At 64.9% G+C, this 23330-nt stretch carries 20 protein-coding genes; 13 read left to right on the forward strand and 7 right to left on the reverse strand.

Annotated elements, in window-relative coordinates:
* Positions 1-42: 42 nt before the first annotated feature.
* The 4 genes from JQ633_RS32715 to JQ633_RS32730 form a co-directional block, all read right to left on the reverse strand.
* The gene (locus JQ633_RS32715; RefSeq protein WP_211989944.1) at positions 43-1116 is read right to left on the reverse strand and encodes a branched-chain amino acid ABC transporter permease; all 1074 of its coding nucleotides are present in this window, start codon (positions 1114-1116) and stop codon (positions 43-45) included.
* A gap of 2 nt (positions 1117-1118) precedes the next feature.
* Entirely contained in the window at positions 1119-2012 is an 894-nt protein-coding gene (locus JQ633_RS32720) for a branched-chain amino acid ABC transporter permease (protein ID WP_211989945.1), read from the reverse strand.
* A 208-nt stretch (positions 2013-2220) separates the two neighbouring features.
* Entirely contained in the window at positions 2221-4149 is a 1929-nt protein-coding gene (locus tag JQ633_RS32725; protein ID WP_211989946.1) for a long-chain fatty acid--CoA ligase, read from the reverse strand.
* Positions 4146-4967, reverse strand: a complete 822-nt coding sequence (locus JQ633_RS32730) for an ABC transporter ATP-binding protein (RefSeq protein WP_211989947.1) — start codon at positions 4965-4967, stop codon at positions 4146-4148. The genes JQ633_RS32725 and JQ633_RS32730 overlap by 4 nt, the downstream gene beginning before the upstream one ends.
* Positions 4968-5426: 459 nt before the next feature.
* Between JQ633_RS32730 and JQ633_RS32735 the strand changes: the two genes are divergently transcribed.
* The 3 genes from JQ633_RS32735 to fcl all read left to right on the forward strand — a co-directional run bounded on the left by JQ633_RS32735 (position 5427) and on the right by fcl (position 8269).
* A complete protein-coding gene (locus tag JQ633_RS32735; protein WP_211989948.1) occupies positions 5427-6101 on the forward strand; it encodes a Crp/Fnr family transcriptional regulator in 675 nt (224 codons plus the stop codon).
* A gap of 145 nt (positions 6102-6246) precedes the next feature.
* Positions 6247-7332, forward strand: a complete 1086-nt coding sequence (gmd, locus tag JQ633_RS32740) for a GDP-mannose 4,6-dehydratase (protein WP_211989949.1) — start codon at positions 6247-6249, stop codon at positions 7330-7332.
* Positions 7313-8269 (forward strand): GDP-L-fucose synthase, encoded by a 957-nt coding sequence (fcl, locus tag JQ633_RS32745; protein ID WP_283812847.1) that lies wholly within the window; start codon positions 7313-7315, stop codon positions 8267-8269. The genes gmd and fcl overlap by 20 nt, the downstream gene beginning before the upstream one ends.
* 122 nt (positions 8270-8391) lie before the next feature.
* Here the strand turns inward: fcl and JQ633_RS32750 are convergent, their stop codons facing one another.
* Complete coding sequence (locus JQ633_RS32750) at positions 8392-9234, reverse strand: uroporphyrinogen-III synthase (protein ID WP_211989950.1); 843 nt, start codon at positions 9232-9234, stop codon at positions 8392-8394.
* A gap of 139 nt (positions 9235-9373) precedes the next feature.
* Here JQ633_RS32750 and purU point away from each other — a divergent pair, with 139 nt between their 5' ends.
* Positions 9374-10237, forward strand: a complete 864-nt coding sequence (purU, locus tag JQ633_RS32755; protein ID WP_211989951.1) for a formyltetrahydrofolate deformylase — start codon at positions 9374-9376, stop codon at positions 10235-10237.
* Positions 10238-10256: 19 nt separating this feature from the next.
* On the opposite strand, the gene JQ633_RS32760 is transcribed toward purU, so the two are convergent.
* A complete protein-coding gene (locus tag JQ633_RS32760; protein ID WP_433995715.1) occupies positions 10257-10541 on the reverse strand; it encodes a hypothetical protein in 285 nt (94 codons plus the stop codon).
* A gap of 406 nt (positions 10542-10947) precedes the next feature.
* Here JQ633_RS32760 and JQ633_RS32765 point away from each other — a divergent pair, with 406 nt between their 5' ends.
* The 6 genes from JQ633_RS32765 to JQ633_RS32790 all read left to right on the forward strand — a co-directional run bounded on the left by JQ633_RS32765 (position 10948) and on the right by JQ633_RS32790 (position 16752).
* Entirely contained in the window at positions 10948-12108 is a 1161-nt protein-coding gene (locus JQ633_RS32765; RefSeq protein ID WP_249159830.1) for an ABC transporter substrate-binding protein, read from the forward strand.
* 131 nt (positions 12109-12239) lie between these two features.
* The gene (locus JQ633_RS32770; protein ID WP_211989953.1) at positions 12240-13109 is read left to right on the forward strand and encodes a branched-chain amino acid ABC transporter permease; all 870 of its coding nucleotides are present in this window, start codon (positions 12240-12242) and stop codon (positions 13107-13109) included.
* Positions 13110-13116: 7 nt separating this feature from the next.
* On the forward strand, positions 13117-14148 hold the full coding sequence (locus JQ633_RS32775) for a branched-chain amino acid ABC transporter permease (protein ID WP_211989954.1): 1032 nt from the start codon (positions 13117-13119) through the stop codon (positions 14146-14148).
* Complete coding sequence (locus tag JQ633_RS32780) at positions 14145-14897, forward strand: ABC transporter ATP-binding protein (RefSeq protein WP_211989955.1); 753 nt, start codon at positions 14145-14147, stop codon at positions 14895-14897. Before JQ633_RS32775 ends, JQ633_RS32780 begins: the two co-directional genes overlap by 4 nt.
* A complete protein-coding gene (locus JQ633_RS32785) occupies positions 14890-15606 on the forward strand; it encodes an ABC transporter ATP-binding protein (protein WP_211989956.1) in 717 nt (238 codons plus the stop codon). The genes JQ633_RS32780 and JQ633_RS32785 overlap by 8 nt, the downstream gene beginning before the upstream one ends.
* 27 nt (positions 15607-15633) lie before the next feature.
* The gene (locus tag JQ633_RS32790; protein WP_211989957.1) at positions 15634-16752 is read left to right on the forward strand and encodes a cobalamin-independent methionine synthase II family protein; all 1119 of its coding nucleotides are present in this window, start codon (positions 15634-15636) and stop codon (positions 16750-16752) included.
* A gap of 143 nt (positions 16753-16895) precedes the next feature.
* Here JQ633_RS32790 and JQ633_RS32795 read toward each other — a convergent pair whose 3' ends face one another.
* Positions 16896-18611: a caspase family protein gene (locus JQ633_RS32795; protein WP_211989958.1), complete on the reverse strand. Its 1716-nt coding sequence runs from the start codon at positions 18609-18611 to the stop codon at positions 16896-16898.
* Between the two features lie 174 nt (positions 18612-18785).
* Here JQ633_RS32795 and JQ633_RS32800 point away from each other — a divergent pair, with 174 nt between their 5' ends.
* From JQ633_RS32800 to ahcY, 3 genes are all read left to right on the forward strand, one after another.
* Positions 18786-20138: a hypothetical protein gene (locus tag JQ633_RS32800; protein WP_211989959.1), complete on the forward strand. Its 1353-nt coding sequence runs from the start codon at positions 18786-18788 to the stop codon at positions 20136-20138.
* Between the two features lie 58 nt (positions 20139-20196).
* Entirely contained in the window at positions 20197-21390 is a 1194-nt protein-coding gene (gene metK / locus JQ633_RS32805) for a methionine adenosyltransferase (protein WP_211989960.1), read from the forward strand.
* Between the two features lie 199 nt (positions 21391-21589).
* Complete coding sequence (gene ahcY / locus JQ633_RS32810) at positions 21590-23014, forward strand: adenosylhomocysteinase (RefSeq protein ID WP_211989961.1); 1425 nt, start codon at positions 21590-21592, stop codon at positions 23012-23014.
* The last annotated feature ends 316 nt before the right edge of the window (positions 23015-23330 follow it).

Raw genomic sequence — 23330 nt, forward strand, 5'->3', positions numbered from 1 at the left:
TTATTCGTTGAACGATCTTGTGCGTAATATCCCGCGCCTGCCTCAATGCGAGAACGGGTAGAGTTTCCAATAGGCCTTGATCTGCCGCCAGCGATGCGCGAGGCCGTCAGGCTCGAACATCAGGAAGCCGATGATGATCAGGCCGATCGCGATCTCGCGCAGGAAGGTGATGTTGTTGTTGAGCTGCAGCGCCTTGTCGATCGCGCCGCCCTTCAGCCACGCGCTCAGCCATTCCATCGATTCCGGCAGCAGCACCACGAAGGCGGTACCCATCAGCGTGCCCATCACTGAGCCGGTGCCGCCGATGATCACCATGGCGAGGAACAGCACTGAGCGCTCGATGCCGAAGCCTTCCTGCGAGACCACCAGCTGGTAATGCGCGTAGAGCGCGCCGGCGATGCCGGCGAAGAACGCGGCCAGCCCGAACGACAGCGTGCGGTACTTGGTGAGGTTGATGCCCATGATCTCGGCGGAGAGGTAATGGTCGCGGATCGCGACCAGCGCGCGGCCGTCGCGCGTGCGCATCAAATTGGTGACGAGCAGATAGCTGACCACCATGTAGGCCAGCACGACGTAGAAATACTGCTTATCGCCGCGCAACGTATAGCCGAAGATCGAGAACGGATTGGCGCTCGCCGGCACCGAGCCGCCGGAGAACCATTCGGCGCGCGAAAAGAAGTCGAGCAGGATGTACTGCGCGGCGAGCGTGGCGATGACGAGGTAGAGTCCCTTCAGCCGCGCCGCCGGCACGCCGAAGATCAGGCCGACCAGCGCGGTGATCACGCCGGCGAGCGGGATGGCGAAGAACACCGGGATCGGCGCGTTGTTGGAAATGTAGGCTGAAGTAAAGGCGCCGAACAGGAAGAACGCGGCATGGCCGATCGAGATCTGGCCGGTAAAGCCGACCAGCACGTTCAGGCCGAGCGCGGCGATCGCGAAGATGCCGATCTGGATCGCGATCGACAGCAGATAATTGCTCAGCAGCATCGGCGCGAAGCAGGCCAGTGCAATGCCGGCGATCGCAAAGTTGCGGCTGGTCGCCGTCGGGAAGATCGTGGTGTCGGCCGCATAGCTGGTGCGGAAATCGCCCGACGGAATCAGGGTGGTTGTTGCCATGATCAGACCCGCTCAATGTCCTTGGTGCCGAACAGGCCGTAAGGCTTGATCATCAGGATGATGATCAAGACGTAGAACGGCGCGATCTCGTAAAGATTGCCCCAGTGCAGATATTCGCTGTCGACATATTGCGCGACGTTCTCCAGCAGCCCGATGATGATGCCGCCGAGCACCGCGCCGCCGACCGAGTCGAGGCCGCCGAGGATCGCCGCCGGAAACACCTTGATGCCGTAGGCGGAGAGGCCGGACGACACGCCGTTGACCACCGCGACCACGACGCCGGCGACCGCCGAGACGGTGGCCGAGATCGCCCAGGCCATCGCGAACACGCTCTTGACGGAGATGCCGAGCGACTGCGCGACCTGCTGGTTGAAGGCGGTGGCGCGCATCGCGAGGCCATATTTGGAGGCGCGGAAGAACCAGGCCATGCCGACCATCATGGCGAGAGAGACCACGAGGCTCATGACATAGACGGTCTGGATCTGCAGCCCGAACAGGCTGACCGACTGGCTCTGGAACACGCGCGGGAACGGCTGCGGGTTGACGCCGAAGATCCACTTCAGCGCCGCCTGGAACACGGTGGACAGGCCGATCGTCACCATGATGACCGAAATGATCGGCTCGCCGATCATCGGCCGCAGGATGATGACCTGGATCGCGATGCCGAAGATGAACATGAACACCAGCGTGATCGGCATGCCGATCCAGAACGGCAGCTGCCACTTGGTCAGCAGCGCCCAGCACACCCAGGCGCCGACCAGCAGCAGTTCGCCCTGCGCGAAATTGACCACCTGCGTCGCCTTGTAGATCAGCACGAACGACATCGCGACCACGCCATAGAGCGTGCCGACCACGAGGCCGTTGACGATGAGCTGGATCAGGAACTGGGTGTTCATGGGGTGAGGTAGCTCCCGACGGCAGCAGCACCCTCGCCCCTTGTGGGAGAGGGTGGCTTCGCGAAGCGAAGCCGGGTGAGGGGTTGTCTCCGCATCGGGATCGTGGAGAGAGGACCCCTCACCCGAGCGAGATTGTGTCGACCGGCGGCGCTGCCCTCTCCCACAAGGGGAGAGGGCGCACTAACGCGCATCGCGTCCTGCTGGCACATCATTCCGCGGCCTCCGCGGTCACCGCGCGGCCGAGATCGACCACCTGCAGCGTGGTGCGGACGCGCTGTGTGGTGCCGTCCTGGAAGCGGATCACGGTGTCGACGGGGATGTTGGCCTTGCCGCGGTAGATTGCATCGATGATATCGGCGTATTTCTCGTTGATGACGCCGCGGCGGACTTTTCTGGTGCGCGTTAGTTCGCCGTCGTCGGCGTCGAGCTCCTTGTACAGCAACAGGAAGCGCGAGATGCGCTGCGCCGGCGGCAGCGTGGCGTTGACGGTCTCGACCTCTTTCTTCAGCAGCGCATAGACCTCGGGGCGCGAGGAGAGGTCGGTGTAGGTGGTGAACGAGAGCCGGTTCTTCTCCGCCCATTTCGAGATGATCGAGTAGCGGATGCAGATCATCGCCGCGAGCGCCTCGCGGCCGGCGCCGAGCACGACGGCTTCGGCGACGTAGGGCGAGAACTTCAGCTTGTTCTCGATATATTGCGGCGAGAAGCGGTCGCCGCGCGAGGTCTCGGCGAGATCCTTGATGCGGTCGATCACGACCAGCTGCTTGTTGTCGTTGTAGTAGCCGGCGTCGCCCGAATACATCCAGCCGTCCTTGATGTCGGCGACCGAGGCCTCGGGGTTCTTGTAGTAGCCGAGGAACATGTTGGGGTGGCGCACCACGATCTCGCCGACGCCGTTGACGTCGGGATTGTCGACCCGGATCTCGATGGTGTGGTCCATCGGGACGCCGGTCGTGTCGGGGTCGACCTTGCCTTCGGGATGCAGCGTGTAGGCGCCGAGCAGTTCGGTCTGGCCGTAGAGCGTGCGCAGCGGCACGCCCATCGCCTGGAAGAACTTGAAGGTCTCCGGCCCCAGCGCGGCGCCGCCGGTCGCCGCCGAGCGCAGGCGGGTGAAGCCGAGCCGGTCGCGCAGCGCGCGGAACAGCAGCTTGTCGGCGAACATCGAGCGCTTGCCCTCGGCGAGCGCGGCAAGGCCGGTCTTCATGCCGAGATCGTAGAGGCGCTGCTTGAACGGGGAGGCATCCATCACGCCGGCGCGGACGTCGGCGGCGATCGATTCCCAGACCCTCGGCGCGAACAGCACGAAGGTCGGCGCGATCTCGCGGAAGTCGTGCATCATGGTGTCGGGCTCTTCGACGAAGTTGACCTTCATCCGGCAGAGCAGCCCTTTGCCGAGGGCGTAGACCTGTTCCATGATCCAGGGCAACGGCAGCACCGAGACGTATTCGTCGTCCGGTCCCTTGGGATCGAAAGACAGATACGTCGCGCAGTGCCGCAGCACGCGTCCCGCCGCGAGCATCGCGAGCTTCGGATTGGCCGTGGTGCCCGACGTCGTGCAGAGGATCGCGACGTCCTCGCCCTGGGTGGCGTCGACCAGCCTGTCGTAGAGGCCCGGCTCGCGCGCGGCGCGCTCGCGGCCCATGGCGACCAGCTTGCTCGCCTCCATCAGCCGCGGATCGTCATACTTCCGCATGCCGCGCGGGTCGGAATAGACGATGTGCTTGAGGTGCGGCACGCGGTCGGCGAGGCCGAGCAGCTTGTCGACCTGCTCCTCGTCCTCGGCGAACACCAGCCTGGCCTCGCCATAGTTGAGGAGATAGGCGGCTTCCTCGTCCAGCACGTCGCGGTAGAGGCCGAGGCTCATTCCGCCGATGGCGTGGGCCGCGATCTCGGCGGCGACCCAGTCCGGCCGGTTGTCGCCGATGATGCCGATCACGTCGCCGCGGCCGAGCCCGAGCGCGACCATGCCGAGCGCGAAGTCATGGGTGCGGGTCTGGTAGTCGTTCCAGGTGAATTCGCGCCACAGCCCGAGATCCTTTTCGCGCAGCGCGATCTCGCCGCCGTGCTCTTTCGCATTGAGGCGCAGCATCTTGGGGAAGGTGTCGGCCTGCGCGGCGCGACCGGCATAGTCCATCATGCCGCGCTCTCCCGCACCGACGCCTTGTCGTCGGGATCGACCAGCGTTTCATCCTCTTCGCCGAGATAGGCGCGCTTGACGTGCGGATCGGCGAGCACGGTCGCCGGATCGCCCTCGGCGATCTTGCGGCCGAAATCCAGCACCATGACGCGGTGGGAGATGTCCATCACGACGCCCATGTCGTGCTCGATCATCATCACCGTCATGCCGAACTCCTCGTTGAGATCGACGATGTAGCGCGCCATGTCTTCCTTCTCTTCGAAGTTCATGCCGGCCATCGGCTCGTCGAGCAGGATCAGCCGCGGCTCCAGCGCCATCGCGCGGGCGAGCTCGACGCGTTTGCGCAGACCATAAGGGAGAGTGCCGGCGGTCGCCTTGCGCACCGACTGCAGGTCGAGGAAGTCGATGATCTCCTCGACCTTGCGGCGGTGCTCGAGCTCCTCGCGGCGCGCGCCGGTCAGCCAGTACAGCGATCCGGTGAGGAAGTTGTTCTTCAGGAGGTGATGGCGGCCGACCATGATGTTGTCGAGCACGCTCATATGGTGAAACAGCGCGAGGTTCTGGAAGGTGCGGCCGATGCCGAGCGCGGGCCGCGCATTCGGATTGAGGCCGGTGATATCCTTGCCCTGCCAGAACAGCTGGCCTTCGGTCGGCCGGTAGCGGCCGGAGATGCAGTTGACGATCGAAGTCTTGCCGGCGCCATTCGGGCCGATGATGGAGAACAGCTCGCCCTCGTTGACGCCGAAGCTCACATCGGTCAGTGCGCGAACGCCACCGAATCGCAATGAGACTCCGCGCACCTCAAGACTGTAAGCCACCCTGTTCCCTCCGGAGTAAGGCGCTTGGTGCGCTCTTCATCTTCTGTTCGAAAGCTCGAACTCGTTGTCGAGCTCGATCTTAAATTCGATCTTACATGGGCCGCTGTGGGGTGACCATCCGACTGATGCCGGGTGTCCGAGCTGCGCTCGCGTTCTCCGACATCATGCGCGGTAACGCCGCACCCACCTGTCCCAACCTCGCATCAACTGCCACTGGCGATCCATCGGGGAGCGCGCGGCGTTACGCGAGGTGGCTCTCCATACGGGAAAGCGATAGGCTGAATTGTCATGTGCCGGACAATTGGTCAGGAATTTTCTGGTCAGGGATTTCCATCTGGCATTCCAGGCGTCGGGGTTCCTGACCAGCGCCGCGACGTTGTTGCGGCGCAATATACTGTGCTGAATAGACTGGGCTGAACAGGCTTTGAACGTGCTTTGGGGTGGGGTGCCGTCGCTAGAATGATCGCTGCTGATTACCTGAAGCGCATCGCGGCCTGGTCGCGCGAATTGACCGAGCAGGAAATCGAGATCGCGCGCGCCGGCGTCTCCGAGAAATCCTACCGTGCCAACGAATTCATCTTCGCGCGCGGCGACAATTTCCAGTACTGGACCGGCATCGTCACCGGCCTTGCGCGGATGGGCATCGTCTCGCGCGGCGGCAAGGCCGCGAGCTTCGCCGGCCTCACCGCCGGCGCGTGGTTCGGCGAGGGCACCGTGCTCAAGAACGAGCCGCGGCGCTACGACGTGGTGGCGCTGCGCGACACCCGCCTGGCGATGATGGACCGCCGGACCTTCGTCTGGCTGTTCGAGAACAGCGTCGGCTTCAACCGCTTCCTGGTCGGCCAGCTCAACGAGCGGCTCGGCCAGTTCATCGCGCTGCTCGAATACGGCCGCACGCTGGATGCGACCGCGCGGCTGGCCCGCTCGATCGCCTCGCTGTTCAATCCGATCCTCTATCCGGACCTGACGCGACACCTGGAGATCACCCAGGAGGAGATCGGGGCGCTGTCCGGGATCTCCCGGCAGAACGCCAACCAGTGCCTGAAACGGCTGGAACGGGAGGGGCTGCTCCGGCTGGAATATGGCGGGGTGACCATCATCGACCTGGAACGGCTGCGCCATTACGGCGAATGACGTTCCCCGGTTGTTCCGGGGCCATTTTACGGGGCTTTGAGGCCCGATTCGGCCCGTCCAGGCATTAGACTTGCGCCGGGTCGGATGCTACAGACCGGCCCGACCCGATCGGGCCCCCGCGCATATTTCGCGCTCTGGAGAAGATATGGCAGTTCAGGAATCGAAGCGGCGCGTTGCGCTGATCACCGGTGTGACCGGGCAGGACGGCGCATATCTCGCCGAATATCTGCTCGGCCTCGGCTACACCGTGCATGGCATCAAGCGCCGGTCGTCCTCGTTCAACACCGCGCGCGTCGACCACCTCTATCAGGACCCGCATGTCGGCAATGTGCCGTTCCTGATGCACTACGGTGACATGACCGATTCGACCAATCTGATCCGCCTGATGCAGCAGATCCGGCCGACCGAGGTCTACAACCTTGCCGCGCAGAGCCACGTCGCGGTCAGCTTCGAGAGCCCGGAATACACCGCCAATGCCGACGCCATCGGCGTGCTGCGCCTGCTGGAGGCGATCCGCATCCTCGGCATGGAAAAGGAGACGCGGTTCTACCAGGCCTCGACCTCGGAACTTTACGGCCTGGTGCAGGAAGTGCCGCAGAAGGAGACCACGCCGTTCTACCCGCGCTCGCCCTATGGCGTCGCCAAGCTGTACGGCTACTGGATCACGGTGAACTACCGCGAAGCCTACGGCATGTTCGCCAGCAACGGCATCCTGTTCAACCACGAGAGCCCGATCCGCGGCGAAACCTTCGTGACGCGCAAGATCACGCGCGGCGTCGCCCGCATCGAGGTCGGCCTCGAGAGCACCATCTATCTCGGCAATCTCGAGGCCAAGCGCGACTGGGGTCATGCCCGCGACTACGTCGAGGGCATGCACATGATCCTGCAGGCAGATAGCCCCGACGACTTCGTGCTGTCGACCGGCGAGACCCGCTCCGTGCGCGAGTTCGTCGAACTGGCGTTCGCCGAAGTCGGCCGAAACGTCGAATGGCGCGGCACGGGTGTCGACGAGACCGGCATCGACAAGGCATCCGGCAAGACCCTGGTTCGCATCGATCCGACCTATTTCCGCCCGACCGAGGTCGATCTGCTGATCGGCGACGCCAGCAAGGCGCGCGCCAAGCTCGGCTGGAAGCCGAAGACCCCGTTCGCGCAGCTGGTGAAGGAAATGGTCGCCGGCGATCTCGCCGATGCCAGACAGGACGCCGCCAATGGCAAACGCTCCGTTTGAACTGAAGGGCAAGACGGTCTTCGTCGCCGGCCATCGCGGCATGGTCGGCTCGGCGCTGATGCGCCGGCTGGCCGGCGAAGGCGCGACTCTGCTGACGATCTCGCGCGGTGAGGTCGATCTGCGCAACCAGGCCGCGGTCGATGCCTGGTTCGCCGCGAAGAAGCCGCAGGCGGTATTCCTCGCCGCCGCCAAGGTGGGCGGCATCGTCGCCAACAACACGCTGCGCGCCGAATTCCTCTACGACAATCTCGCGATCGCGACCAACGTGATCCAGGCCTCGCACGCCAATGGCTGCGAGAAGCTGATGTTCTTCGGCTCGTCCTGCATCTATCCGCGGCTGGCACCGCAGCCGCTGCGCGAGGATTCGATGCTGACCGGCCCGCTGGAGCCGACCAACGAGCCCTATGCGATCGCCAAGATCGCCGGCATCAAGATGGCGGAAGCCTATCGCAGCCAGTACGGCTCCGATTTCATCAGCGTGATGCCGACCAATCTCTACGGTCCCGGCGATAATTATCATCCCGAATACAGCCACGTCGTCGCCGCGCTGATCCGCCGCTTCCACGAGGCCAAGCTGTCGGGCGCCAGCAGCGTCGTGGTCTGGGGCACCGGCACGCCGCGGCGCGAATTCCTCTATGTCGACGATCTCGCCGACGCCTGCATCCATCTGATGAAGACCTATTCCTCGCCCGAACTGGTCAACATCGGTACCGGCGAGGACATCACGATCGCCGAATTCGCCCGCGTGGTGGCGGCAGCCGTCGGCTATCGCGGCGAGATCGGTTTCGACACCTCGCGGCCCGACGGCACGCCGCGCAAGCTGCTCGACGTCAGCCGCCTCGCCAAACTCGGCTGGCGCGCGACGACCTCGCTCGAGGACGGTATCAAGCGTGCGTATCAGGCGTTTCTCAGCGAGACCAAGCAGGCCGCGGAGTAGGCCGCGGCACTCTCCGCGCCCTCAGGGATTTGTAGCCCGCATGAGCGAAGCGATATGCGGGAGAGGCTCCCCGGATATCCCGGGCTACGAAGTTACTACACAGCTCGCTATACCGGTTACGGCTATCTCGCCGCCACCCGCGGCGGCTTCTTCGCCAGCTCGGTTGCCATCGCCGAGATCAGCGGCTTCATGAAGAACGCATCGTTCGCCGGATAAATGTCGGTGCGCAGGCCAACGGCTTTCAATTCATCCGACACCACGGGCCCGACGGACGCGATCGGCGTCCGCTCCAACCCCTCGCGCAACTGCGCCTCGCAACCATGCGCCTTGGCCACGTCCATCAGGCGGCGGACCTGCCCCGAGCTCGTCAGCGCGATCGCATCGATGCGGCCCTGCGCCATCTCCGTGATCGCGGTGACGATGTTGGCGTCCGCGGCCTGCGCGTCATAGACGTATGGCAGCACGGGATCGACCTCGGCACCCTGTGCCTTGATCGCGCCGATCAGTGTCGCGTGGTCCTTGTCGGGATAGAGCTGCAGGCCGAGGCGATGGCCGCTCAGGTCGAGCTTTCCCAGCATCTCGGCGACACCCTCCGAGGTCGGCTTCTCCGTCGTCATCTGCGGCTCCAGGCCGATCTCGCGCAGCGCGCGTCCGGGCTTCGGGCCGCGGGCGAATTTGCGCGCCTTGGCGAGGCTGCCGACGAACTCGGCCTCGACCCCGATCCGGCGCACCACCTTCATCAGGCGGCGCAGGCCCTCGCCGGTCATCAGCACGAGATCGTCGAGCGGCCGGTCGATGGCGCGGCGGATCCAGGCCTCGATCGGCGCCGGATCGGGCGCGTCGTGGATGGTGAACATCGGGCATTGCAGCACGTCCGCGCCCTGCTCGGTGAGCAGGCGGGAGAACTGCGCCTCCTCGCGGGTTTCGAGGATCAGGATGCGGTAGCCGTTCAGCCGGTCAGCCATGATGGTGCTCTAACAAACATTGTCGTCATTGGTTCGATTTGAACCCTGCGGCGGGGATTGGCGCAAGGGCGCGGGCGGTGTTAGACGGGGGCCGAAAATTCGCCGCTCCGCGCATCTGCTCAAATGCTGGTCAATCTGCATGCCCGATCGCCAATTCGTCCTCACCCTGTCCTGTCCGGATCGCCCGGGGATCGTCTCGGCGGTCTCGACCTTCCTCGCCCATAACGGGCAGAACATCCTCGACGCCCAGCAGTTCGACGACATCGAGACCGGCAAGTTCTTCATGCGTGTGGTGTTCACCGCGGCCGACCTCGCGGTCGAGCTGGCGGCGCTGCAGACCGGCTTTGCCGCGATCGCCGAGCGCTTCGCGATGGACTGGCAGATGCGCGACCGCGCGGCCCGCCGCCGTGTGATGCTGCTGGTGTCGAAGTCCGATCACTGCCTGGTCGATATCCTCTACCGCTGGCGCACCGGCGAGCTCGAGATGATCCCGACCGCCATCGTCTCCAACCATCCGCGCGAGAGCTATGGCGCGCTCGATTTCGGCGACATCCCGTTCCATTATCTGCCGGTGACGAAGGAGACCAAGCGCCAGCAGGAAGACGCGGTGTGGAAGCTGGTCCAGGACACCGGCACCGATCTCGTGGTGCTGGCGCGCTACATGCAGATCCTCTCGGACGAGATGTCGGCGCGGCTGAGCGGCCGCTGCATCAACATCCATCACTCGTTCCTGCCGGGCTTCAAGGGCGCCAAGCCCTATCACCAGGCGCATGAGCGCGGCGTCAAGCTGATCGGCGCCACTGCGCATTACGTCACCAGCGATCTCGACGAGGGCCCGATCATCGACCAGGACGTCGAGCGCATCAGCCATCGCGACACTCCCGAGGATCTCGTGCGCAAGGGCCGCGACATCGAGCGGCGCGTGCTGGCGCGGGCGATCCGCTACCATCTCGCCGACCGCGTCATCCTCAACGGCCGCAAGACCGTGGTGTTCGTGGATTAGCGCGCGAACAAAGAAAGCGTTAGCGCGCGGGGGCCGGCGAGGTCGCGGCGGGTGCTGCGTTGGCATCGTCGCCGCGCTCCGCGGCAGGCAGCTGCCGCTTGCGCTCGCGCTCCTTCATGAAGGCATCGTATTCCGGCGTGCCCTGTCGTGGCGGTGCGTCCGAGGGCAGGCCACCCGCCCAGGTCGGAATGTAGTCGGCCATGCCGGCCGAGAGCTTTTCATTGACCGTGCCGCATCCGCCCAGTGCGCAGGATGCGAGCACCAGGACGGTCACGACGGGGATATGGCGGGTACGCATCAGCATCGGAGAACGATAGATCCCTAATCTTTAAGGATGATGGATTTAGGGCACGACCGTTCGAATGCAATTGCGCTTGTTTGTTGACATCGCCATTTCGTTTGTACAATCGTACAAATCACGCGATGGTCAATTCCGACCTGCGAAGCCTTTGGCCACGCGAGGTTTCCTTGTCTCGGGTGCCGTCGCGCTTGCAGATCGGTACCGGTAATTTGATACCAAGGAAATGCTGGCCGGATCGCGCGCGCCGGCCGCGGCACTCGTCCATCGTCCGATTGACAATGGGGCTGCGGACGACGCCATGTCGCCTTGCGGCCTGGCCGCAAACAAGATGGGGTAACGTGAGGCAAGGGCCGGGGACTCGGTTCGCCTTGGAAGGGGGAGAGGGACGCTGATGTACAATCGTCGCAATATGTTGCTGTGGGCCGCGACCACGGTCTCGGTCGCCGGGCTCTGCGCCATGCCGGCGCACGCGCAGGACAGCGTGAAGATCGGACTGATCCTGCCGATGACCGGCGGTCAGGCCTCGACCGGCAAGCAGATCGACAACGCCATCAAGCTCTACATGCAACAGAAGGGCGACACCGTCGCCGGCAAGAAAATCGAGGTCATCCTGAAGGATGACGCGGCGGTGCCCGACAACACCAAGCGTCTCGCCCAGGAGCTGATCGTCAACGACAAGGTCAATTTCATCGCCGGCTTCGGCGTGACGCCGGCCGCGCTCGCCGCGGCGCCGCTGGCGACGCAGGCCAAGATTCCGGAAGTGGTGATGGCCGCCGGCACCTCGATCATCACCGAGCGCTCGCCCTATATCGTGCGCACCAGCTTCACGCTGGCGCAGTCCTCCACGATCATCGGCGACTGGGCGATCAAGAACGGCATCAAGAAGGTGGCGACGCTGACCTCCGACTATGCGCCGGGCAATGACGCGCTGACCTTCTTCAAGCAGCACTTCACCGCCGGCGGCGGCGAGGTCGTCGAAGAGGTCAAGGTGCCGCTCGCCAATCCGGACTTCGCGCCGTTCCTGCAGCGCATGAAGGATGCCAAGCCCGACGCGATGTTCGTGTTCGTGCCGGCCGGGCAGGGCGGCAACTTCATGAAGCAGTATGCCGAACGCGGGCTCGACAAGAGCGGCATCAAGGTGATCGGGCCGGGCGACGTCATGGATGACGACCTGCTCAACAACATGGGCGATGCCGCGCTCGGCGCGGTCACCGCGCATCTCTATTCGGCGGCGCATCCGTCCGCGATGAACAAGGATTTCGTCGCCGCCTACAAGAAGGCGTTCGGCAACCGTCCCGGCTTCATGGCGGTCAGCGGCTATGACGGCATCCACCTGATCTACGAGGCGCTGAAGAAGACGGGTGGCGATACCAACGGCGACAAGCTGATCGAGGCGATGAAGGGCATGAAGTGGGAGAGCCCGCGCGGCCCGATCTCGATCGACCCGGAAACCCGCGACATCGTGCAGAACATCTACATTCGCAAGGTCGAGAAGGTCGACGGCGAGCTCTACAACGTCGAGTTCGCGACCTTCGAGGCCGTCAAGGATTCCGGCAAGACCAAGAAGTGACGCGAAAGAACGCCACCCCCGATGCGCAATTGCGCGTCGGGGGATATCGAAATCGCTGAAAAGGATTCCGCGTTCAGCGCTGTCGCACTGCCCCGGAATGACGAGTCACTATCAGGTTTGTCTGGCTCCTCATGGCCTCTGTCCTCACCAACCTGTTCGACGGCGTCGCCTACGGCATGCTGCTGTTCGTGCTGGCCTGCGGGCTTGCCGTGACGCTCGGGCTGATGAACTTCGTCAACCTCGCGCACGGCGCCTTCGCGATGGCCGGCGGCTACATCTGCGCGGTGCTGGTCAACAATTCCGGCTGGCCGTTCTTCGCCGCGCTGCCGCTCGCGTTCGTCGCCAGCGCCGCGATCGGCATCGTGCTGGAGCGCACGCTGTACCGCCATCTCTATACCCGCAGCCATCTCGACCAGGTGCTGTTCTCGATCGGGCTCGTCTTCATGTCGGTCGCGGCGGTCGACTACATCATGGGATCGTCGCGGATCTTCATCAAGCTGCCGGCGGCGCTGGAAGGGCAGCTCGATTTGTTCGGCGTCGGCATCGGCCGCTATCGGCTGATGATCGTGGTGATCTGCGGCCTGCTGACGCTGGCGCTGCAACTGATTTTGGCCAAGACCCGGTTCGGCAGCCGCCTGCGCGCCGCGGTCGACGATCCGCGCGCGGCGATCGGGCTCGGCATCAACGTGCCGCAGGTGTTCGCCTTCACATTCGCATTCGGTTGCGGGCTCGCCGGCCTCGGCGGCGCGCTGAGCGCGGAGATCCTCGGGCTCGATCCGTATTTCCCGCTGAAGTTCATGATCTACTTCCTCATCGTCGTCACGGTCGGCGGTTCGTCCTCGATCACCGGGCCTTTCCTGGCCTCGCTGCTGCTCGGCATCGCCGATGTCGCCGGCAAATATTACGTGCCGAAGATGGGTCCGTTCGTGATCTACACCGTGATGATCGTGATCCTGCTGTGGCGTCCGAACGGCCTGTTCGGCCGCACCGCGGCGCGGTGAGCCGGCCATGACCGCGCTGTCGGACGTTTCGACCCACGCAATGGCCAGCGCGCGCTGGCGGCCCGGCGAGATCGCCTTCTGGGTGCTGGCGCTGGCCTGCGCCTTCCTGTTCCCGTCGCGCTATCTGATCATGACCGACATCGTGCGGCTCGCGCTGTTCGCGCTGTCGCTCGATCTGATCCTCGGTTATGCCGGCATCGTCTCGCTCGGCCATGCCGCGTTCTTCGGCGTCGGCGCCTATTCGGCAGGCCTGCTGGCGCTGCACGGCATCATCAATGAGCCGGTCATCGCGCTCGTCGTTGCCGGTTTGGTCGCGGCGGTGCTCGGCTTCCTGACCAGCTTCCTCGTCATCCGCGGCGTCGACCTGACGCGTCTGATGGTGACGCTCGGCATCGCGCTGCTGCTGGAGGCGCTGGCCGAGCGCTTCTCCAACATCACGGGCGGCACCGACGGCCTGCAGGGCATCGAAATGCAGCCGATCCTCGGGCTGTTCGCCTTCGACATGTTCGGCAAGACCGGGTTGTTCTATTCGCTGATCGTGCTGTTCATCCTCTTCTTGTTGGCCCGCCGCGTGGTGCATTCGCCGTTCGGTCTGTCGCTGCGCGCGATCAGGAACAATCCGCTGCGCGCGGCGGCGATCGGCATGCCGGTCAACCGCCGCCTGATCGCGATCTACACGCTCGCCGCGTTCTATGCAGGGATCGCCGGCGCGCTGTTCACCCAGACCACGGCGCTGGCTTCGCTCGACGTGTTTTCCTTCGAACGCTCTGCCGACCTGATGCTGGTGCTTGTGATCGGCGGCACCGGTTATCTCTATGGCGGGCTGATCGGCGCGGTCGTGTTCAAGATGCTGCAGGAGCTGTTTCAGAGCATCACCCCGCAATATTGGCTGTTCTGGATCGGCCTCGTGCTGGTGGTGATGGTGCTGGTCGGCCGCGAGCGCATCCACCGCTGGGTGCTGTTCGTGCCGAACCTCGTCATCCGCCAGTTCGCCGGCCGCAAGGCGGTCGTTGCCGTGCCCGAGAGGGACGCGCCATGACGATCGCGCTGGAGACCCGCAATCTCGAAAAGTCGTTCGGCGGGCTGCGCGTCACCCGCGATCTGTCGCTCAAGGTGGCGCAGGGCGCCCGCCATGCGCTGATCGGGCCGAACGGCGCCGGCAAGACCACCGTCATCAACCAGCTCACCGGCGTGCTGAAGCCGAACGGCGGCCGCATCCTGCTCGAAGGCAGCGACATCACCGACCTTGCCGTGCACAAGCGGGTGCTGCGCGGCCTGTCGCGCACCTTCCAGATCAACCAGCTCTATGCCGAGCTGACCCCGCTCGAGACCATCGGCCTTGCCGTCTCCGAGCGGATGGGCCGCGGCGGCGACTGGTGGCGGCGGATGGGGACGCGCGACGACGTCAACGCCGAGATCGCCGAGATCCTGTCGCGCTTCCATCTGCTCGACGTCATGACCGAACTCACCTCGACGCTGCCCTATGGCAAGCAGCGGCTGCTCGAGATCGCGGTCGCGATCGCCGCCAAGCCGCGGGTGCTGCTGCTCGACGAGCCGGCCGCCGGCGTGCCGGAGAGCGAGCGCCACGACATCCTCGCCGCGGTCGCGGCGCTGCCGCGCGATGTCACGGTGCTGCTGATCGAGCACGACATGGACCTCGTGTTCTCCTTTGCCGACCGCATCTCGGTGCTGGTCAATGGCGGGCTGCTCACCGAGGGCGCGCCCGACGAGGTCGCGCGCGATCCGCAGGTCAAGGCGGTCTATCTCGGGGAGGCCGCCCATGCCTGATCTGCTCGCGATCAAGGGCCTGCGCGCCGGCTATGGTGAGGCCGTGGTGCTGCCCGATATGTCGCTGGCCCTCGCCGAAGGGCAGGTGCTGGCGCTGCTCGGGCGCAACGGCACCGGCAAGACCACGTTGATCAATTCGATCGTCGGGATCACGCGGAGGTTCGGCGGCACCCTGTCGCTCGCAGGCCTCGACATCACCGCGCTGCGGCCGGACCAGCGCGCCCGCGCCGGAATCGGCTGGGTGCCGCAGGAGCGCAACATCTTCCGCTCGCTGACGGTGGAAGAGAACATGACCGCGGTGGCGCAGCCCGGGCCGTGGACGGTCGAGCGGGTCTACGAGATGTTTCCACGGCTGAAGGAACGTCGCGGCAATTTCGGTAACCAGCTGTCCGGCGGCGAGCAGCAGATGCTGGCGATCGGTCGTGCGCTGACCTTGAATCCGAAAGTGCTGCTGCTGGACGAGCCGACCGAGGGGCTGGCGCCGATCATCGTCGAGGAATTGCTGAAGGCGATCGGAACCATCACGCGTGCCGGCGGCATCTGCTCCGTTATCGTCGAGCAGCATGCGCAGAAGATTCTAGGGCTCGCCGACCGCGTTGTGATATTGGAGCGCGGCACGATCGTGCACGACGCGGCGAGCAGCGCGCTGAAGGCCGATCCGTCCGTCCTCGAGCGCCATCTCGGCGTCTCCGGGGCCAAAGCAAATTAGAACATCAGAAACGTCCGGGAGTTGACCATGCAGCGAACCAAGCCTCCGTTCCGCGCCGACGAGGTCGGCAGCCTGTTGCGCCCGCCGAAGATCAAGGAGGCCCGCGCGAAGCTGGAGAAGGGCGAGATCTCGGCCGACGAACTGCGCAAGGTCGAGGACATGGAGATCGAGAAGGTCGTGCACAAGCAGGCCTCGCTCGGGCTGAAGCTTGCGACCGACGGCGAGTTCCGGCGCTCCTGGTGGCATTTCGATTTCCTCAGCCATCTCACCGGCTGCGAGCTGTTCCATCCCGACATGGGCATCCAGTTCGCGGGCGTGCAGACCCGGCACGACGCCATCAGGGTGATCGGCAAGCTCGACTTCTCCGACCGGCACCCGATGCTCGATCACTTCCGCTTCCTGAAGAAGTGCGCCGACCAGGCCCATGTCACGCCGAAGATGACGATCCCGTCGCCCGCGGTGCTGCACTTCCGCGGCGGCCGCAAGTTGATCTCGAAGGAGGTCTATCCCGACCTCGAGGAATTCTATCAGGACCTCGGCAAGACCTATCGCAAGGCGGTGAGGGCGTTCTATGACGCCGGCTGCCGCTATCTGCAGTTCGACGACACCGTGTGGGCCTATCTGTGTTCGCAGGAGGAACTGCAGAAGTCGCGCGAGCGGGGCGACAATCCCGACGGCTTGCAGGAGATCTATGCCCGCATCATCAACTACGCGATCGCCGAACGGCCGTCCGACATGGTGATCACGACCCATGTCTGCCGCGGCAATTTCCGCTCGACCTGGATCTCCTCCGGCGGCTACGAGCCGGTGGCCGAGACCATGCTGGCCGGCACCAATTACGACGGCTACTTCCTCGAATATGATTCCGACCGTGCCGGCGGCTTCGAGCCGTTGCGCTTCCTGCCGAAGGGCAACAAGGTCGTGGTGGTCGGCGTCATCACCTCGAAGTTCGGCGAGCTCGAGAAGAGGGACGACATCAAGCGGCGGCTGGAGGAGGCGGCGAAGTTCGCCCCGCTCGAGCAGCTCGCGCTGTCGCCGCAATGCGGCTTTGCCTCGACCGAAGAGGGCAACATCCTCTCCGAGGAAGAGCAGTGGGCCAAGCTGCGGCTGGCGGTCGAGATCGCCGGCGAGGTGTGGGGGAAGTAGAACTCACTCTGCCGTCATTGCGAGGAGCTCGCGACAAAATTGCATAGCAATTTTGCGCTGAAGCGACGAAGCAATCCATTTGTCCGCGTGTGCGGAGCGATGGATTGCCTCGCTTCGCTCGCAATGACGGGGAAAGACGTGCGTCACTTCTCCGCCAGAAAGACCTCGCCGAGCAGCGAGGAATTCGACCACGGCACCTGCTTGCCCTTGGTCGCGGCGACCACCTCGGCGCGGACGCGGGTCAGCATCTGCTGCACTTCGAGCCCGGGCGTGCCGATGTGGCGCGACAGCGCCGCCGAGAACGGGCTGTTGGCGCCTTCGCCGTCGAGCGCGACCTGGCCCGGCGCAGTCGCGAACGCGATCAGCGTGCCGGCGCCGAGTGTCGAACCGGAGCCGAGCGAGGTCGGCGCGGCGAGGCCGACGGGTCCGCCCTCGATCGCACGGCTGGTGCCCGCCGACGCCAGCTGCGGCGCCATCGGGTTATTGCGGCAGGCATCGAGGATCAGGATGTTGGTGCGGATCTGGTCGTCGAGGCCGGCCGTGATGGTGTCCATGTCGACCATCGCGTCGGTCATGCGGCCGCCGGCCTTGAACTCGATATCGACAGGCACGAGGTAGTTGCGGCCGTCGACCTGCACGCCGTGCCCGGCATAATACACCACCGCGATCTGCGACCGCGCCGCCTCGCGCAGGAAGTCGCGGATCGTCCGCTGCATGGCGTCGCGGTCGAGGTCGAGGCCTTCGGCGACGGTGAAGCCGATCTCGCGCAGGCTCTTGGCCATCGCCCGCGCATCGTTCGGCGGATTGGGCAGCGCCGTGACATGCGCATAGCTGCCATTGCCGATCACCAGCGCCACGCGCCGGTTGCCTTCGGCGACCTTGGCTTGTGCCACCGGCGGCGCAGGTTCAGCAGCGGGCGCAGCCGGAGCGGTCGCGTCGGTGGCTGAATTCGCGGCCTTGCGCGGCACGGCCGCCTCCTGCAGCAGCGAGAGCCGCACTTTGGCGGTGGCCTGGTTGGCCTTGCTGCCGGCATCGGAGGCGCGGCCTTCGAGCACCGCGGCATAATCCTGCTTGGCGTGCTCGGCGTCGCCCTTCGCCTCATAGGTCAGGCCGCGCTGGGTGTAGGCCGAGATCAGCACGCTGCCCGGCGGCGTCATGATGTTGACCGGCGCCTTCGCCTTGGCCAGCCGGATCGCCTCGGTGGTGTCTGCAATCGCGCGGTCGGCATCGCCCTTGGCGCGCCAGATCACCGCGCGGTTGATCAAGGGCTGCGGCAGCGACGGGTCGATGCGGATCGCCTCGTTGATGTCGGCCAGCGCGCCGTCGAGATCGCCGAGCGCCTGTTTGGCGCCGCCCCGGTTCTGATAGGAGAACGCCGATTTCGGCCCGGCCTTGATCGCGGCGTCGTAGTCGGCGATCGCCTTGGCGTAGTCGCCTTTGTTGCGCCAGGCGTTGCCGCGGTTGTGGAAGATGATGCCGCTCGGCGGCCCCATCCGCAGCGCGTCGTTGAAATCGGCGATCGCGATGTCGTTCTCGCCCTTGTCGTAATAGGCCGAGCCGCGCAGATTGTAGACGGCGACGCTGGGCTTGAGCCGGATCGCCTCGGTGGCGTCGGCGATCACCCGGGCATATTCACCCTTCTTGTTCCAGCCGACCGCGCGCCAGAAATAGATGGTCGCGAGCTTCTCGCCGGAAAACACCTTCAGCGCGATGATCTTGTTGCAGGCGTCGATCATCTGGTCGGCCGGCGTGGTTTCGGTGGTGCAGAGTGGGCCGAGCTGCGCCCGCGTTTGGGCGAGGCAGGGCGCGGCCCACAGCGCGACGGCGAGCAGGGCGGGGATCAGAAGCAGGCGGCGCATGGGGCGTCCCGAGGCAGGCGTTTGTGACAATCGCGCGACTGCGGAGCCGCCCGATAGATGTTTTGTGATCGGAGCGCAGAAGGGGGTTCAATCGGTGGGAAATCGGTGGTAAGAGCTCATCGCTTTATTGCTCTGCCCACTCCCGTCCCACTTGGTGCTCCCACCCCCGATCTCATGAAGAACGACGAAATCCTCAGCGAGATCACGGACTTCTGCCGGCGTTCCGACATGGCGGAGACGACGTTCGGCCGCCGTGCCGTCAATGACGGCAAGCTGGTGCACCGGTTGCGCGAGGGCAAGCGCATCACCATCGACACGCTCGACCGCATCAACGCCTTCATCGCCGCCTCCACCCCGGGCGGGGTGGCGCCGCCGCGCGGCCTTGTGGTGCCGCCGGAGAAGCGCGACCCGCGGGGCAATTTCCGCTTCTTCGAGAACCGCCAGCGCTATCTGCTGTTCGTCCACACCTGCAGCGAGAAGCGGGTGGTTGCCGACCGGGTGGCGTTGGAACTGTCCGCCATCCAGCCACGGCCGCCGGCGCTGCGCGTTTTCGACGCCGGCATGGGCGACGGCACGGTGCTGGCACGGGTGCTGCGGGCAATGCACGGCCGGTTTCCCCACATGCCGTTCTACGTCGCCGGCAAGGAGCTGAGCGTGGAGGATATCCGCCTCACGCTCGACAAGGTGCCGGACCGCATCGTGGAGCATCCGGCCAGCGTCTTCGTGTTCACCAACATGTACTACGCCGAGGCCCCCTGGCTGACGCCCCGGGCGAATGCCGCGGCCGCCAGCATGGTCTGGCACGAGGTGCCGCTGCGGGGCAGCGCCTCCGGCGACTTCGAGGCCCAGATCGCGGAGCTCGGGCCGTTTCTCGAGCAGAACTGGCGCGCCAATGTCAGCCAGCGAACTGCGATGCCGATCTACGAACGGCCGGTGGCGCTCGTGCTGTATCGGGAGGATCACCGCTTCCTGCTCGACGGCATCATCCCGCGGGCCGGGCGCACCGAGGCCAATTTCGATCTTGTGATCGCTTCGCAGCCCTACCGGGCGAAATCCTCGGTGAATTTCCGCGCCAAGCGCATCATCGCGCCATTGGCCCGGGCGCTGCGCAGCGGCGGGCGGCTGATAGGAATCCACTCCCACGGACACGATCCGGGGCTTGAAATCATTCAAGCGGTCTGGCCCGGGGAAAACCCTTTCGCGGTCAGCCGCCATGAGATATTGCGCGCCGTGAAGTACGAACTTGGCGCGGCCGGACGCGAGCTCAACTTTAATGCCTACGCGGATAACCGCTCGATCTTTCGCTATGATATGGAGGCGCTGCCCAATGAGGTGACCGGCTCGATCGGAACCTCGACGGCCTTTGCAGCCTGGAACGCGGCGGTGTATGTCGCCCAGATTGAAGACGACCGGTTGACCGAAATGACTGACGCGCGGACCCTCGATGCGACAAGAGAGGTTCTGCGCAAACACAACGGGCTTTGGTTCTACGACGAATCCTACGTCATCTCGCGTCGTCGCGACTGACATTCCACGACACCACAACGACCACCGCCGCAATGGCGATTATCAAGAGGTTTGACTGATGCGCGCGTCCTATCTGTTCACCAGCGAGTCGGTTTCCGAGGGCCATCCGGACAAGGTCTGCGATCGCATCTCGGACGAGATCGTCGACCTGTTCTATCGCGAAGGTCCGAAGGCGGGTATCGATCCCTGGCAGATCCGCGCGGCCTGCGAGACGCTCGCCACCACCAACAAGGTGGTGATCGCCGGTGAGACCCGTGGCCCGAGCTCGGTCACCAACGAGCATATCGAGGGCGTGGTGCGCGCCGCGATCAAGGACATCGGCTACGAGCAGGAAGGCTTCCACTGGAAGACCTGCGACATCGAGATCCTGCTGCATCCGCAGTCGGCCGACATCGCGCAGGGCGTCGACGCGCAGCAGCCCGAGAACAAGGAAGAGGGCGCCGGCGACCAGGGCATCATGTTCGGCTACGCCACCAACGAGACACCGGACCTGATGCCGGCTCCGATCTTCTACGCCCACAAGATCCTGCGCCTGATCTCGGAAGCGCGTCACTCCGGCCGCGAGAAGGTGCTCGGTCCGGACTCCAAGAGCCAGGTCACGGTGCAGTACGAGAACGGCAAGCCGGTCGGCGTGCGCGAGATCGTGGTCTCTCATCAGCATCTCGTCGAGGACATCTCGTCGAAGCAGATCCGCGACATCGTCGAGCCCTATGTGCGCCAGGCGCTGCCGCAGGAGTGGATCACCGACAAGACGATCTGGCACATCAACCCGACCGGCAAGTTCTACATCGGCGGTCCCGACGGCGATTCAGGCCTGACCGGCCGCAAGATCATCGTCGACACCTATGGCGGCGCGGCGCCGCATGGCGGCGGCGCGTTCTCCGGCAAGGATCCGACCAAGGTCGATCGCTCCGCCGCCTATGCCGCGCGCTACGTCGCCAAGAACATCGTCGCGGCCGGTCTCGCCGACCGCTGCACGCTGCAGCTCGCCTACGCGATCGGCGTGGCGCGTCCGCTGTCGATCTACATCGACACCCACGGCACCGGCAAGGTGTCGGAGGACGAGCTCGAGAAGGCCGCGGCGAAGGCGATGGATCTGACGCCACGCGGCATCCGCACCCATCTCGACCTCAACCGCCCGATCTACGCGCGCACCTCCGCCTACGGCCATTTCGGCCGCACGCCGGACAATGAAGGCGGCTTCTCCTGGGAGAAGACCGATCTCGTCGAGCCGCTGAAGCGCGCGCTCTAAGCTCTTACCTCGCCCCGCTTGCGGGGAGAGGTCGCCGCGAAGCGGCGGGTGAGGGGACTATCCGCTGGCTCAGTGCGCGGACGGAGCCCCTCACCCCGACCCTCTCCCCGTAAGAACGGGGAGAGGGAGAAGGCCGCGCAGCTGCGCGTTCGGCTCGCTTTGTTACTGACACGCTGGACTCACCGATTAGGAAAACATCATGAACGCCCCCACGAAGCCCGGCTTCACCGACTACATCGTCAAGGACATTTCGCTCGCCGATTTCGGCCGCAAGGAGATCTCGCTGGCCGAGACCGAGATGCCCGGCCTGATGGCGACCCGCGAGGAGTATGGCCCGAAGCAGCCGCTGAAGGGCGCGCGCATCGCCGGCTCGCTGCACATGACGATCCAGACCGCCGTGCTGATCGAGACGCTGGCCGCGCTCGGCGCCGATATCCGCTGGGTCTCCTGCAACATCTATTCGACCCAGGATCACGCCGCCGCTGCGATCGCGGCCGCCGGCATTCCGGTGTTCGCCGTCAAGGGCGAGACGCTGACCGAGTACTGGGACTACACCGCCAAGCTGTTCGACTGGCACGGCGGCGGCACCCCCAACATGATCCTCGATGACGGCGGCGATGCCACCATGCTGGTGCATCACGGCCTGCGCGCCGAGCAGGGCGACGTCGCCTTCCTCGACAAGCCGGGTTCGGAGGAGGAGGAAGTCTTCTTCGCGCTGATCAAGCGCCTGTTGAAGGAGAAGCCGAAGGGCTGGTTCGCCGAGATCGCAAACAACATCAAGGGCGTCTCGGAAGAAACCACCACGGGCGTGCACCGTCTCTACGAGATGGAAAAGGCAGGCAAGCTGCTGTTCCCGGCGATCAACGTCAACGACAGCGTCACCAAGTCGAAGTTCGACAACCTCTACGGCTGCCGCGAGTCGCTGGTCGACGGCATCCGCCGCGGCACCGACGTGATGATGTCGGGCAAGCTCGCGATGGTCGCCGGCTTCGGCGACGTCGGCAAGGGCTCGGCCGCCTCGCTGCGCCAGGCCGGCTGCCGCGTCATGGTCTCCGAGGTCGATCCGATCTGCGCGCTGCAGGCGATGATGGAAGGCTACGAGGTCGTGACCATGGAGGATGCCGCGCCGCGCGCCGACATCTTCGTCACCGCCACCGGCAACAAGGACATCATCACCATCGAGCACATGCGCGCGATGAAGGATCGCGCCATCGTCTGCAACATCGGCCACTTCGACAACGAGATCCAGATCGCCTCGCTGCGTAATCTGAAGTGGAACAACATCAAGCCGCAGGTCGACGAGATCGAATTCCCCGACAAGCACCGCATCATCCTGTTGTCGGAAGGGCGCCTCGTGAACCTCGGCAACGCGATGGGCCATCCGTCCTTCGTGATGTCGGCCTCCTTCACCAACCAGACGCTGGCGCAGATCGAGCTGTTCGCCCACAACAACGGCAAGTACGACAAGAAGGTCTACGTGCTGCCGAAGACGCTGGACGAGAAGGTCGCCCGCCTGCACCTCGCCAAGGTCGGCGCCAAGCTGACCGAGCTGCGCAAGGACCAGGCCGACTACATCGGCGTCAAGCAGGAAGGCCCGTACAAGAGCGATCACTATCGCTATTGATCTGCTGTTGCGTGAATTGAGTGGAAGGCCCCGGCATCGTCCGGGGCCTTTTTGCTTGGCGGGTGCTGTTCGTTCTCATGCGTCGTCCTGGCGAAAGCCAGGACCCATAACCACCGAACGTGCTTGTGAACGCGATCGCAGCCCCAGCGCCGCGAACAACTGACGGTTGGGATAATGGGTCCTGGCTTTCGCCAGGACGACAGCGAATTCGGTTCGCATCTCGCGCCCAACAATACGCTGTCATCGCCCGGCTTGATGTTCAGCCCGGGGACATGACCGACGGGTGTTCGGGGACATAGCCGACACTTGTTCCGCT

The sequence above is a fragment of the Bradyrhizobium tropiciagri genome, assembly GCF_018130505.1.
Taxonomy (GTDB): domain Bacteria; phylum Pseudomonadota; class Alphaproteobacteria; order Rhizobiales; family Xanthobacteraceae; genus Bradyrhizobium; species Bradyrhizobium tropiciagri_B.

What these genes read in the sequence shown, in the direction of transcription:
- JQ633_RS32715 (WP_211989944.1), bottom strand. Translation starts at nt 1,116, where the DNA reads ATGGCAACAACCACCCTGATTCCGTCGGGCGATTTCCGCACCAGCTAT.
- JQ633_RS32720 (WP_211989945.1), bottom strand. Translation starts at nt 2,012, where the DNA reads ATGAACACCCAGTTCCTGATCCAGCTCATCGTCAACGGCCTCGTGGTC.
- JQ633_RS32725 (WP_211989946.1), bottom strand. Translation starts at nt 4,149, where the DNA reads ATGATGGACTATGCCGGTCGCGCCGCGCAGGCCGACACCTTCCCCAAG.
- JQ633_RS32735 (WP_211989948.1), top strand. Translation starts at nt 5,427, where the DNA reads ATGATCGCTGCTGATTACCTGAAGCGCATCGCGGCCTGGTCGCGCGAA.
- gmd (WP_211989949.1), top strand. Translation starts at nt 6,247, where the DNA reads ATGGCAGTTCAGGAATCGAAGCGGCGCGTTGCGCTGATCACCGGTGTG.
- fcl (WP_283812847.1), top strand. Translation starts at nt 7,313, where the DNA reads ATGGCAAACGCTCCGTTTGAACTGAAGGGCAAGACGGTCTTCGTCGCC.
- JQ633_RS32750 (WP_211989950.1), bottom strand. Translation starts at nt 9,234, where the DNA reads ATGGCTGACCGGCTGAACGGCTACCGCATCCTGATCCTCGAAACCCGC.
- purU (WP_211989951.1), top strand. Translation starts at nt 9,374, where the DNA reads ATGCCCGATCGCCAATTCGTCCTCACCCTGTCCTGTCCGGATCGCCCG.
- JQ633_RS32760 (WP_433995715.1), bottom strand. Translation starts at nt 10,541, where the DNA reads ATGCTGATGCGTACCCGCCATATCCCCGTCGTGACCGTCCTGGTGCTC.
- JQ633_RS32765 (WP_249159830.1), top strand. Translation starts at nt 10,948, where the DNA reads ATGTTGCTGTGGGCCGCGACCACGGTCTCGGTCGCCGGGCTCTGCGCC.
- JQ633_RS32770 (WP_211989953.1), top strand. Translation starts at nt 12,240, where the DNA reads ATGGCCTCTGTCCTCACCAACCTGTTCGACGGCGTCGCCTACGGCATG.
- JQ633_RS32775 (WP_211989954.1), top strand. Translation starts at nt 13,117, where the DNA reads ATGACCGCGCTGTCGGACGTTTCGACCCACGCAATGGCCAGCGCGCGC.
- JQ633_RS32780 (WP_211989955.1), top strand. Translation starts at nt 14,145, where the DNA reads ATGACGATCGCGCTGGAGACCCGCAATCTCGAAAAGTCGTTCGGCGGG.
- JQ633_RS32785 (WP_211989956.1), top strand. Translation starts at nt 14,890, where the DNA reads ATGCCTGATCTGCTCGCGATCAAGGGCCTGCGCGCCGGCTATGGTGAG.
- JQ633_RS32790 (WP_211989957.1), top strand. Translation starts at nt 15,634, where the DNA reads ATGCAGCGAACCAAGCCTCCGTTCCGCGCCGACGAGGTCGGCAGCCTG.
- JQ633_RS32795 (WP_211989958.1), bottom strand. Translation starts at nt 18,611, where the DNA reads ATGCGCCGCCTGCTTCTGATCCCCGCCCTGCTCGCCGTCGCGCTGTGG.
- JQ633_RS32800 (WP_211989959.1), top strand. Translation starts at nt 18,786, where the DNA reads ATGAAGAACGACGAAATCCTCAGCGAGATCACGGACTTCTGCCGGCGT.
- metK (WP_211989960.1), top strand. Translation starts at nt 20,197, where the DNA reads ATGCGCGCGTCCTATCTGTTCACCAGCGAGTCGGTTTCCGAGGGCCAT.
- ahcY (WP_211989961.1), top strand. Translation starts at nt 21,590, where the DNA reads ATGAACGCCCCCACGAAGCCCGGCTTCACCGACTACATCGTCAAGGAC.